14 protein-coding genes are annotated in these 11,713 nt (G+C 52.8%); 8 read left to right on the forward strand and 6 right to left on the reverse strand.

Annotation, left to right across the window (positions count from 1 at the left end; translation table 11 throughout):
- From ACR0JF_RS22915 to ACR0JF_RS22935, 5 genes are all read right to left on the reverse strand, one after another.
- Positions 1 to 462 (reverse strand): MGH1-like glycoside hydrolase domain-containing protein (locus ACR0JF_RS22915; protein ID WP_480670054.1); only part of this gene is annotated, 462 nt, incomplete at its 3' end.
- Between the two features lie 12 nt (positions 463 to 474).
- The gene (locus tag ACR0JF_RS22920) at positions 475 to 1,515 is read right to left on the reverse strand and encodes an ABC transporter ATP-binding protein (protein ID WP_170556211.1); all 1,041 of its coding nucleotides are present in this window, start codon (positions 1,513 to 1,515) and stop codon (positions 475 to 477) included.
- A 23-nt stretch (positions 1,516 to 1,538) separates the two neighbouring features.
- A complete protein-coding gene (locus ACR0JF_RS22925) occupies positions 1,539 to 2,375 on the reverse strand; it encodes a carbohydrate ABC transporter permease (RefSeq protein WP_170336599.1) in 837 nt (278 codons plus the stop codon).
- A complete protein-coding gene (locus ACR0JF_RS22930) occupies positions 2,372 to 3,217 on the reverse strand; it encodes a carbohydrate ABC transporter permease (RefSeq protein ID WP_170556212.1) in 846 nt (281 codons plus the stop codon). Before ACR0JF_RS22930 ends, ACR0JF_RS22925 begins: the two co-directional genes overlap by 4 nt.
- Before the next feature lie 74 nt (positions 3,218 to 3,291).
- The gene (locus tag ACR0JF_RS22935) at positions 3,292 to 4,560 is read right to left on the reverse strand and encodes an ABC transporter substrate-binding protein (protein ID WP_170556213.1); all 1,269 of its coding nucleotides are present in this window, start codon (positions 4,558 to 4,560) and stop codon (positions 3,292 to 3,294) included.
- Between the two features lie 23 nt (positions 4,561 to 4,583).
- On the opposite strand from ACR0JF_RS22935, the gene ACR0JF_RS22940 reads away from it, so the two are divergent.
- Positions 4,584 to 5,783: a LacI family DNA-binding transcriptional regulator gene (locus ACR0JF_RS22940; protein WP_425085866.1), complete on the forward strand. Its 1,200-nt coding sequence runs from the start codon at positions 4,584 to 4,586 to the stop codon at positions 5,781 to 5,783.
- Positions 5,784 to 5,913: 130 nt separating this feature from the next.
- The gene (locus ACR0JF_RS22945; protein ID WP_170663358.1) at positions 5,914 to 6,987 is read left to right on the forward strand and encodes a LacI family DNA-binding transcriptional regulator; all 1,074 of its coding nucleotides are present in this window, start codon (positions 5,914 to 5,916) and stop codon (positions 6,985 to 6,987) included.
- A gap of 90 nt (positions 6,988 to 7,077) precedes the next feature.
- Here the strand turns inward: ACR0JF_RS22945 and ACR0JF_RS22950 are convergent, their stop codons facing one another.
- Positions 7,078 to 7,941 (reverse strand): LysR family transcriptional regulator, encoded by an 864-nt coding sequence (locus tag ACR0JF_RS22950; protein ID WP_425085867.1) that lies wholly within the window; start codon positions 7,939 to 7,941, stop codon positions 7,078 to 7,080.
- Between the two features lie 116 nt (positions 7,942 to 8,057).
- Here ACR0JF_RS22950 and ACR0JF_RS22955 point away from each other — a divergent pair, with 116 nt between their 5' ends.
- The 6 genes from ACR0JF_RS22955 (at position 8,058) to ACR0JF_RS22980 (ending at position 11,025) form a co-directional block, all read left to right on the forward strand.
- Positions 8,058 to 8,384 carry a DUF2218 domain-containing protein gene (locus ACR0JF_RS22955; protein ID WP_170556216.1) on the forward strand — a complete coding sequence of 109 codons (327 nt, stop codon included), beginning with the start codon at positions 8,058 to 8,060 and terminating at the stop codon, positions 8,382 to 8,384.
- A gap of 13 nt (positions 8,385 to 8,397) precedes the next feature.
- On the forward strand, positions 8,398 to 8,868 hold the full coding sequence (locus ACR0JF_RS22960) for an ester cyclase (RefSeq protein WP_170663356.1): 471 nt from the start codon (positions 8,398 to 8,400) through the stop codon (positions 8,866 to 8,868).
- A 64-nt stretch (positions 8,869 to 8,932) separates the two neighbouring features.
- A complete protein-coding gene (locus ACR0JF_RS22965) occupies positions 8,933 to 9,424 on the forward strand; it encodes a nuclear transport factor 2 family protein (RefSeq protein ID WP_425085869.1) in 492 nt (163 codons plus the stop codon).
- 24 nt (positions 9,425 to 9,448) lie between these two features.
- Positions 9,449 to 9,991, forward strand: a complete 543-nt coding sequence (locus ACR0JF_RS22970; RefSeq protein ID WP_170663354.1) for a luciferase domain-containing protein — start codon at positions 9,449 to 9,451, stop codon at positions 9,989 to 9,991.
- Between the two features lie 105 nt (positions 9,992 to 10,096).
- The gene (locus ACR0JF_RS22975) at positions 10,097 to 10,717 is read left to right on the forward strand and encodes a ferric reductase-like transmembrane domain-containing protein (RefSeq protein WP_170663352.1); all 621 of its coding nucleotides are present in this window, start codon (positions 10,097 to 10,099) and stop codon (positions 10,715 to 10,717) included.
- Positions 10,718 to 10,731: 14 nt separating this feature from the next.
- A complete protein-coding gene (locus ACR0JF_RS22980; RefSeq protein ID WP_170663350.1) occupies positions 10,732 to 11,025 on the forward strand; it encodes a PepSY domain-containing protein in 294 nt (97 codons plus the stop codon).
- Positions 11,026 to 11,713 lie beyond the last annotated feature (688 nt).

An 11,713-nucleotide genomic window follows, 5' to 3' on the forward strand; every position in this document is an offset into this window, starting at 1 on the left:
GATCGCAACGAGACCAGAGGCTTCGGGATCACGATGCTCGTAAAACCATTTATGCCAGGCATGAATCTTGGGCAGTAGATTAGCAAGCCGCCTATGCGCTAGAACTTTGTCTTCCGAGCGATCAAAAATCTTGCGCAAGGCAAAGCCAGCGACGGCTGGCTGCGTAATACCTGTCGTGGGTACGTCTCGGTTTGTTCCCCAAACGTCGGGGCCAGGGAAATACCCATCATCAGGTTCATGGAAAATGATATGGGGCACCATACCGTCGGCCCATTGATGAGCCATTAAGGTCTCGATTTCGACCCATGCCCGATCAATATCGTAGTGTGAAAAGCCAAGCGCAGATAGAGCGCTGTCCCAATTCCACTGGAAGGGGTAGAGACCATGGGTGGGCACGGTGTAGCTGCCCCGGTCATTTCCGTCCATGACTTTGCGGGCCTGATCAATCAGCGCTTGGCTCATTGTGCTTCTCCTTTAGGCGACGGCCAAAGTGGTTTCTGGGTCAAACCAACGCCCCCTGCCCTCTTGGGGCGCCAGCGTAAGTACATCGCCGGGCTTCACGCTAAGCTCACTGTCCAGAACAGCGCGGAACTGGTGCCCGTCGACATCACAGGTTACCAGCAGATGTGCGCCCAAGGGCTCAACAACCTTGGCGCGTGCTGCAAAGCCTGCATCCGTGATGCGCAGATCTTCCGGGCGAATGGCCCACTTCAGATTTTTGCCACTTGCCGGTCCATCAAAGCTCTGTCCCGCCACTGTCCAGCGACCAGAGCCCGCAGCTTCAGCGGGGAGGAAATTCATCGGTGGATTGCCGATAAAACTGGCCACAAACTCGGCCGCTGGATCCCTATACACCTCGATAGGCGAGGCTGCCTGAACGATTTTGCCCTGATGCATAACGCTTATCCGGTCAGCCATTGACATGGCTTCGACCTGATCGTGTGTCACGTAGATGGCGGTGGTTTTGCTTTCGGCCAAAACACCTTTTAGCTCAGCCCGCATTTCCATCCGCAACAGTGCGTCGAGGTTCGAAAGCGGTTCGTCCATCAGGATCACATCAGGTTCCATTGCCAACGCCCGGGCAACCGCCACACGCTGACGTTGTCCGCCTGACAGCTCGCCCGAATAGCGCTTTAAGAGCTGCTCGATATGCATCAAACCAGCGGTACGCTCGACCCGGCGCTTGACCTCGTCATCAGGCAGTTTCTGCATCCGCAGACCAAAGCCAATGTTCTCGAACACCGTCAGGTGTGGAAAGACCGCATAATTCTGGAACACCATCGAAATGCCGCGATCCTTGGGCGATAGGTGATCCACACGACGCCCTCCAATCCAAACTTCACCGGTAGTAGCTGTCTCAAGTCCGGCGATGATACGCAAAAGAGTAGACTTACCACAGCCCGAGGCCCCAAGAAGAACCATAAATTCCTGGTCTGCGATGGTCAGGTTGATGTCGTGAAGAGCTTGGTAAGACCCAAAGCTCTTGGCGACGTTCTTGATCTGAATTTCAGCCATAACAGTTTCCTTTCAGCCACCGCTCAGCGGTTGGCGATGCCCCACATGGCAAAGAGATATTTGCGCACAGCGAAGATGAAGATCAGCGCAGGCACCACGAGGATGAAGCCGCCTGCGAATTTCAGGTGCAACGGAGCTTCCCCCAATGTCTGCAATAGGAACGCGGGAAGCGTCCGGTTCTCGATGGTCAGCACGGCGGCCGCGAATACTTCGTTCCAAGAAATCACGAAGGCAAAGATCGCCGAGGCCGTGATACCTGGCAGCACCAAAGGCAGGATCACCTTGGTAAATGCGGTCAAACGCGTGCAGCCCAATGTCCAGGCAGCTTCCTCCAGCTCCAACGGAATGCCCGAGAAAAGCGAGAAGGTGATCAGCACCGCGAACGGAATCGCCAGGGTCGTGTGCACAAGAGACAGGCCAAAGGCTGTGTCATCCAGCCCGGTGCGGATAAAGAGAACCGCAAGCGGAAGCGCCAGAAGCGGAAGCGGGAAAGCCCGCGTCAGCAAGATCAGCAGCCGGAACAGCTCTTTCCCGCGAAACTCAAACCGAGAGAGGGCGTAGCCAGCCGGCGCTCCGATGGTGATTGACATCACCATCGTCAGCACTGCAACCACCACCGAGTTCCACAAAGCCATCAGCATCCCCTGGAACCCCATGAAGAAGTTTATGGATCCCATATTGAACTCCGGAATGAAGCTTTTCGGGAAGCTGTTCACCGTTTCCGGTGAAGACATCGTGTTCACGAACAATAGGTAGAGCGGTACGATCACCCAGGCACACAACAAGATCACTCCGGCCCGGTAGATCCCCCTGCCCGCCTTGCGGGCGTCAGGGGCTACAACATCAGCTACAGCGGTCATATCGTTGCTCCTTTCGGGACACGTAGTGCGCGCATGATGAGCAGAGTAAAGACGATCGAGATGATCAGAACGATGATCGCCAGTGCAGCTGCTCCACCGCCATTTTGCAGGTCAAATTGGTAGGCATAGATTTCGCCCATGAGCACCGGGAAGAGCGTGCCACCGAGCGCTGCGACCACTGCAAAGACTTCAAAAGCCAGAATGACGCGCAGGATCAATGCTGTTTGCAGCGAAGGACGCAACATTGGCAGGGTGATCCGTGTGAATTGCTTCCACCGGGAGGCTCCAAACACATCGGCGGCCTCATAATATTCTTTCGGGATCAAACCGATGCCCGCCACCAGGATCACAAGCATGATCGCGGTCGCGCGCCAAATCTCAGCCAGCATGATCGCTAGGAAGACGATCCACGGGGATTGATAGCTAAGCAAGCTCACAGGTTGGTCCGTGACACCAAGTCCCACCATCATCGAGTTCAGGAAACCCGATTGCTCGAAGATCGCCAACCAGATGATACCGGCGGCAAGGTCAGAGATGCCAAGCGGTATGGTCCAAATGTACAGGACCAGATCGCGGCCCTTTTGCATCTTTGTAACCATCGTGGCCATCAGAAGGGACAGTGCCAGCTGGATTGGCACGACAGCGGCGGCCAGAAGGAATGTATTCTTCATCGAAATCGGGAACTTCCAGTAGCTCACAACCTCACGAAAGTTATCCAGTGAAAAACCGTTCTCAGTTCCAAACGCCTCCTGCGCAACCAGCACAAACGGGTAGAGGAAAAATAGACAGAGAAACAGGGTCACCGGGAGGATCAGAAAGTATGGCAATAGCCGCGCTTCCATCGGACCGCTCCTTAGAATTGGGAAAATGCTGGGAAATGGGCCGCCGTCAAAACGGCCCAGCTATTTGTTTGGATTTATTCGACGGGACATGGGCCGTCTGAAGGCGCATCAGGGGCCCAGCAGGGAGCGCCAGTTTCGTTCATGATCTTTTCAAGCTGTTTCTTTTGATCTTCCAGAACCTGTTCGATGGGTTGCCCCGCCAAAACAATGCGCTCGAACGTGTCCACATAGACACGGTTGAAATCACCACCCATGCTGCCCAAACCTGCAGGCAGCAGTCCAGGATTGGCGTCTGCTGAACCGCTCATTGTTGCAACTGCTTCGCCTGCTGCCTTGACCGAAGGCGGCAGATCGTCTGGCAGTTCAACATCAACCACGGGGAAGAAGTTGGTTGCCTTTAGGGTTGCGATCTGCGTCTCAGGCTGCATCAGAAAAGTTACCAGAGCTTTCGCGCTTTCGGCATCTGGCGCGGTACGCGGGATGGCAACACCTGCCAGAACAGGCATGAAACCGCGACCAGTCGGACCCGCAGGTGCCGGGAAGGCAACGAAGTCGTCAGGGCGCTCGTTGAAGGCTTGCGCCAGACGTGAGGTGTGATCAAAAACGATCCAGGCATCGCCATTCAACAGCTGTTCCTGCATGAAAGAAAAGTTGGTCGATGCAGGGTTTGTGTGGCTCCACAGTTCTTTGAATTTCTCCCACGCCGTCACGGCCTCCGGCGACGCAAAAGTACGCACAACACCATCTGTGTAGGACGGATAGAGGTAGCCCTGGAAGAACCGGTGCTTCAGCCCCTTGGGACCCGCAGGAAAGCCGAATTTTTTTTGGCCGGTCGCTTCTTCAACATTGGCCGCCCAGGCAATCAATTGGTCATAGGTCAACGCATTAATGTCAGCACCGTCAGGCAAGTACTGCAGCGCTTCGGTGTTCGCGGCCATGATATAGCTCGCTTGCATCCAGGGCATGTAGTGAAGGCTGTCGGTTCCAAGCTTGGCCAGGTCGTTAAAAGTGTCTGAGGCCGACGTGACGCCCAGATCGCCGAGATCCATCAGGTCTTCGGGGTTCATCGCTGAGAAGTTGCCATGCAAGGACCCCAGCAAATCAATGCTGCCCGAACCAGCTTGCAACTCGGCTTGCAGACGGGTCAACCACGGCCCATCTTCGTTCGGCTGGTAATCAACTTCGCCATCAAAACCGCCGAGGACCTCGGTCCGCATCGCCTGCGCTTCTTCAGCAGGTCGGGCCTGCGTCGACCAGAACAGAGTTTCCGCTTGTGCGGCAGCGGCACCAACAAGCATGGCAACACCGGATACGGCACCCGCCAGTTTCGAATGAATAGACATGTTTTCCTCCGTTATGCCTGAGGTTGACCGAAAACTGGCAACCTCCCTCCCTCGCCGACGAACTTGGATTAGCCTATGGCGAATGGAGGCACTATGATACAACGTTATATCACGAGTCAAGTCTGAGATCATTTCGTATTCGTTTTAATTTACTTGATATTTTTTTAGCCTCCTGCAATTTTAAAAGAACGTTATATCTAGAAACTGCTGCCACGATGAAAAAGCCCACCCTATCCAGCGTTGCCAAAGAAGCGGGCGTATCGGTTCCCACCGTCAGTCAGGTGATGCGCGACACCGGTCGGATTTCAGAGAAGACACGCCAGAAAGTCCTGAGCGCAGCGAAGCGACTGCGCTACGTTCCAAACCATGCGGCGGCCACCATGCGGTCAGGTGAAAATCGCGAAATAGGGTTTATGCTTAACACCCTGGCAAACCCGTTTAATTCTGAAGTAGTCAGCAGCGCTGTAGACCTTCTTGAAACTGAAGGTTTCATGGTTTCGATTCTCGATGCGCAAGACGAACTTCAACGCCAGGCTCGTCTTATGGAAGCGTGTATCAGATTCGGTCGAGGTGGATTGATATGGGTTCCGGCGATCGACACAAACGAAGAATCATTAGAGCTTATAAAGGCTCATAGCGTACCCACGGTCACCTTCATGCGAAAGGTATCAAAGTCTCTTGACTACGTCGGCGTTCTGAACACCGAAGCTCTGAGTCAAGCCACCCAGCATTTGATCGACTTAGGGCACAGGCACATTGCCTATTTTGGCGGTACCGAGCAAACATCAGTACGTGAAGAGCGTATATCGGGATACCTAGACGCACTTAAGCAGCTGGATGGCGTTCAGCCAATTGTTTGGCCTTGTGAGGAGAACAAGCGCGCCGGTTTTGACGCAATCGCTGCACTCCGCAAGCAGCACCCCGAGGTGACAAGCATCGTCTGCAATGGTGATGTTGCCGCACTTGGAGCTTGCTTGGGATTGATCCGGTCCGGATTAACGCCAGGACAGGAGTTTTCGGTCGTGGGCTTCGATGACATCGAGGATGCCAGTATCTCTACCCCTGGCCTTACTACCATGGCGATCAATCCCAAAATGCTAGGCACGCGCTTGGCCGAGATCCTGCTGGACCGAATGCGTACACCAAATCTCCCCGTTCGGCATCTCGAATACTCCGCAACGCTGAAAGTGCGAGAAACTTCAGGAGTCGTGCCCAACCCTTAAAAACGTTTCAGCTCAGACTGTTACAGCAGCAGGTCGATACTCGTACAGCGCGTGGAACGAAGGATTAGTTTGCGTTGCGTTGCACCCTGGCATATCGACATCGTTTTCCCTGTAGTTATCGAACAGCCTTATGTCAGATGGAAACAAGAAAAAGCACTCAAGGAAGGTTGGCCAAAGGGTAACAACCATTGCAGACCTGTCCGAACATACTGGACTTTCCAAGAGCACCGTCTCACGAGCACTTTCCGGCTATTCCGACATATCAAAGGAAACAAAGCAAAGAGTACAAGATGCTGCGAAAAAACTTGGTTACCATCCGTCAGCAATCGCCAGATCCATTAAGACAGGTACGAGCCAGTCTGCAGCCATTATTTTGCCGCAGTGGTATGAGGAAGCTAATGCACTAGCAACGCTCGAATTGATTGAAGGGATTAGCAATGAGCTCCTGTCAAACGATTGGACGTTGACTGTTTGTTCGACGAACGGTCTTGATAGTCTCTCAGAAATTCAGCGCCTAATCATTCAAGAAAAACGCGTCGATGGTTGCATCATACCCGCTCCGGCGACTAACGATTCGCGCATTGAGATGTTAACTGAATTTGGGGTGCCTTTTGTCACCTATGGCCATGTTGACGGCTTAGACAGCCTGTATTGCGATGTCGATATCGATGGTTGTATCGCAAACTCTTTGTCCATTCTTAAAGACAGCGGACATACCAGAATTGCGTTTGTAGAGCTCAATAAAAACAATATCAAACCCGATCATTGGTTGCATGGCTTCCATCGGTCGATGAGCCAATCTGATTTGACCGTAGTACCAGGCTTTCAGAGTAACGGCAGTTCAAGCGTGCAAGATGCTAAACAATTTGCTCAAGTCCTGCTGTCGTCAAGCAACCCCCCAACCGCTTTTCTGTGTGCAAGTGATACGGTTGCCTTCGGGGTGTATGCGGCGTGCCGAGAACTCGGGATTCCAGTTGGTGATCAAGTCTCGGTAATTGGATTCGGAAATCACACTTTGATCGATTGCATCTCCCCTGGATTGACGAGTTATTCGGTCGACTACCGAAAGTCTGGTTCCAAACTGGCAAACCTGCTCTTGGACCATATACAAAATCTGGACGCCCCTAGGTGCGGGTATCTCGAAGAAGCAGTCCTGGTCCGTCGAGAATCTGTGGGGCATAGGGATTCAATTGCAAGCTCTTGAGTAGAAGGGGAACCACCAATATTGCTTGGAGATCAGTTTTTATGCCAGCCGGGTTTGGAAGCAGTAGGGTTGCTCGGTTCCGCAACGATCTCAATATTGGTGGTTCTCTGCCAGAAAACGCACAAAGTGCACGGTCAGATTCTCGCGCCGTGACTGATCTGGCCACACCGCATAAATCCCGAGTGGGCGCAGCCTCCAATCGGGCAGAAGTCGTGCAAAGTTTCCCGATCTCAAGCCACGTTCGGCCAGATATTGAGGCAACACAGTAACACCAAGGTTCTGTTGTGTTAGATGGTGTAACGCATCAACGTTATCGACCTGGATCTGAGGGTTACCTGCCACCTTCGCGATCCTTCCGTTTCGAGCGATAAACTCGATGGTGTCAGACCGCTGGGCATAGCTGATCCAATCCCAGTCCTCTAAATCATTGGGTTGCTTTGGCTCAGGTCGAGACGCAGCATATTCAGCGCCAGCAACAAGAGCTCGGTCAATTTCACCCAGTTTTCGAGACATCATCGAGCTGTCATCAAGCCAACCTACCCGAATATTCAGGTCAAACCCGTCATCGATCAGATCTACAGGATGATCGGTAAACGACAGAGACAACGCCACATGCGGGTACTGTCTTGCAAATTCACCCATGGTGGTCAAAAGCTCTGACGACGACATGAAGGCCGGTACAGAAACTCGAAGCGCGCCAACAGGCTCAAGCGACAGCGCGTTCAACTCATTCAAACCGGTTTCAGCGCTTCGTATCATGTCGACCACACGGGCATAGAACACTCGGCCTTCATTGGTCAGCGCTATCTTGCGTGTTGTGCGATAGAGTAAAGTAGCACCCAGAAAGTTCTCAAGTTCCGTTACCGTTTCGCTGATGCGTGACGGCGCCAGGCCAATACTTTTTGCTGCCGCGCGAAACGAGCCCTCATCCACGACGCGGGCGAAGATAGCCATATGTCTAAGATGCTCAATCATTGTTCGGCTAAACAGAACTATCTTATCGGAGTTTAGACAATTTTCATAACAGTGCGGCGAAAATATTTTGTGTGCAAGTCAGACGGAGCAAACCGATGCAACTGCACGCGACATTTATTACTCAACGGGGCGGGCGGTATATGGCGGCCTTGTGTCACCATTTCGGTCGTAAGGTTGAAGCATGTTGCGACGAGGATACCGGCTGGGTGAAATTCCCATTTGGTCGATGTGACCTCAACCAAGATGCTTCGGGTCTGCACGTGTTGGTCAGCGCAAGTTCTCAGGCGAACCTAGAACGGGTGGTTCAAGTAGTCACCAATCATCTCGAACGTTTCGCATTCCGTGAAAACCCGGAATTGGAATGGATCCACACCGCGGGAACGCAGCCCGACACCACGAGTGAATTCACCCCTCATCCTTAAATTGGAGCATCACATGACGATCAAAAACCTAGCGCTTTCGGCCGCATTCGTTTCAGTTGCAGGTGGAGCAATGGCGGACGACACCGCGACCGTGCAAAAATTCTATGATTTGCTTAGCAATCCAACGTCACAAGATCACGTGGCAGCCTTTGAGGCGTCAGTCTCTGAAAATTGGGAAAGCATCGGCGACTATTCAGGGTCCAGCAAGTCCAGCGAAGCCTTCCTAAGCCAAATCGGAGGTTTCGGGAAACTGATTCCGGATCTTGAATGGTCTGTACAAGCCATGCATCAGGCCGGGGATTTCGTGACCGTCCGCAGCCGCGCCACCGGTACGCCTGTTGGACCAATGTTTGGTGTCGACGGTGAGGGCCGGAGCTTCGACATCATGACAATCGATATCCACGAATTGAACGACGGCAAGATCATTCGCTCTTACCACGTCGAAGACTGGGCGGGTGCGCTGCAGCAACTCGCGGGTCGATAGTCTGACAATCAATTGAGCTCCGGTTCTGAGCAATTGGACAGGACGTCTTGAAAGGAAAATGGACATGGAACGTAGAAATGCTTTGAAGGTTCTGGGGCTCTCTGCTTTGGCAACCACCCTGGGCAATCAGGTGACTGCCGCTGATGGTGATGCGGACACGCAGTCAAGTTTTGATACCGTGATGGCATTCATGGGCGCTATGGGTAGCGGCGACATGGAGAGCATGGCCAACCTTATGGCAGATGACATGGTATGGCACAACGAAGGTGACACTACATTGCCTTGGGTAGGCGGCGCCGAGGGAAAAGAGGCGATTTTTGAGTTTCTCAGTGTATTCTCGTCAAACTTTGAAACCACAATGTGGGAAAATACCGACGCTTTCGCGTCCGGCGACACTGTCGCGGTTTTCGGTAAGATGAACGGGAAAACGACAAAGTCCGGCAAGGACATCGGCGAGTTTTCCTTCGCGCTTCGCGCCAAGGTTCGCGACGGGCAAGTCGTCTTGTGGCATTGGTTCGAAGACAGTTTCGCGGTCAGCCAAGCCTATCATGGATAAAGCTTGTCAAAAGGAGATTGGATCATGGAAGTTCACCGCCTGATTTGGACAGCTTCCTTTGTTTGCACCTTCGGGGCTTCCCACGCACTGGCCGACATCACGAACTTGCCAATGCGTGAGACACCAATTCCGCGGACAACGGACGGCGTCCCGCATGTTCAGATTGGCGTAAAGCCAGTCCCCGAGTTATCCGAAGCCCTCCTAGGAAAGGTGTTGGAATTGCCCGGTGTTGAGATCAGGCAAACGGTCGTGTCCTTGCCAGGAGCGTTGGGCTTTTGGATCACTGAAGATACAAAGCTGGCCCGACCGGACGTCATCGTCGGCGGTCGCGAGTTTGCCCACATACATCCCGACGGCAGCCTTCATGCGTCCCTGTCACCGGCGCTCGCTAAGATGGCAGCCGAAAAAGGATGGGCCGTCAGCCATCCCTGGGCAGATCAAAGACCAGGTTGGGGCGGCTTTGTCATGATCTTCACGCCGATGAACACGGACGAATTGGAAGTGGTTTTTGATCTGGTCCAGGCATCATACGAGTTTGTGACGGGCCTGGGCTTATCATCAAACTGAATTGACCCTCTGTCCCTTCAATCTGAAGTGAAGAAACTAGCCGCGCGAATTTTCGACGGAACACTGTTATTGACAGGTTCAAACTAGAACGTGGACGCTCCAACAATGAGGTTCTCAGTGCTTAGGCAAGTATTAAACTCTCGTTACTTTGTTTGGGGTCTTATCGCGCTGCCTTCAGTTCCGATGGTTCTTGCCCTGATATCTGGTCAACCTGGAAGAGAAGGTGAACCTGTTACCGAGCTGCTCCTGCATCCGACTGGTGAATTCTCAGCCCGTTTTCTGATTGTCGCAATGATACTCACGCCGATGCGTATGCTGTTTCCGGCCTCTAGATTCTGGAAATGGATGATGAAACGACGCCGGTATTTTGGAGTGGGTGCGTTTGCCTATGCGGCGTTCCATACCGTTCTCTATCTGTTTGATATGGGTAGTGTTCGGGCCATTCTTGGAGAGGCATTGGCTCTGGGGATTTGGACCGGCTGGCTCGCTTTCTTCGTATTTATACCACTTGCGGTGACCTCCAATGACTGGTCCGTCCGAAGGTTAGGCCCGGCTTGGAAATCGCTCCAACGCTGGGTCTATGTGGCAGCAGTTGCGACGCTGCTGCACTGGGTTTTCGTCCACAACAACCTTGGACCTGCACTTGTGCACTTTGTGCCCTTGGCTGGACTCGAAGCGTTCAGAATCTGGAAAAACCTCAGTCGCAGACGCGCACGCGCTGCTTAACGAAAGGACAGCAAATGAAGACGTGGATTCTGGCCATATCGATTGCACTTCCGACAACGGTTCAGGCTACTGGCATGTATCAGTGTGAGCCGGTGGAAGCTGAAAACTGGCTGACTAAAGAGCAACTGACCGAGAAGATCACTGCGGACGGTTGGACCGTGAACCGCATGAAACAGGATGGTGGTTGTTGGGAAGTTTATGGAAGCATGCCAGATGGCAAACGTGTTGAAGCTTATTTCCACCCTTCCACTGGAGAAGTGCGCCTGATCAACCAGAGAGGCACAATTCTCTACCGAGCGGGCGACTAAATTTTGATGGTTTGGCTGGTTTTTTCGCAAGTTTTAGATGGTGCTTTCGTTGGAATTGGCGATTTAGCTTAGGCGAACGCTCCTAGTGATATGAACGTCGGCATTTGACGCGACAGTTCGCGTGGTTAGCGCAGGCGGCGTATGTCTGAATTCCACCCTGTTTTCAAAACCACTTTGCCGGGAACCGTAGCAACAGCCGATCAAGTTCATTGTTCTGCTCCGGCTCGAGCTCGGATCTTAGTTCTTGCATCAAAGGTGCCCTACGAGAAGCGTTGGGGTAGCTAGAAAACCATGAATTCTAGAGTCTCAGAAACTCAAAACCCTAAGTAACTGATTTTGTTGGGACCACAGTTCCAGCAATTAAGTGATCCGACACATCTGTCGGAATGCGTAAATAATGGGATGGAATTGTTGAGACTCGCCTCCCATTGAGTTCAACATCTTAGCGTTTTGCGCGTATTTATTGTTTCGATGGTCAGGCCAAACTTGTTCGAACAGGCCCTCTGTCAGAACAACGAAGGAAATTCTTCCTCCAAGTCTAAGCCAAGTAGGCCCCTTGGTAGCATGCTCAGTCAGATTAAATGCCGTGTATTTTGACGGTGCTAACGCCCCATCCAGCCCCCGTCGACGACAAGGATTTCACCGTTGACGAAGTCAGACGCGGCAGAGGCCAGAAAGACCACCGGTC

Source organism: Ruegeria sp. BG11 (genome assembly GCF_056538565.1).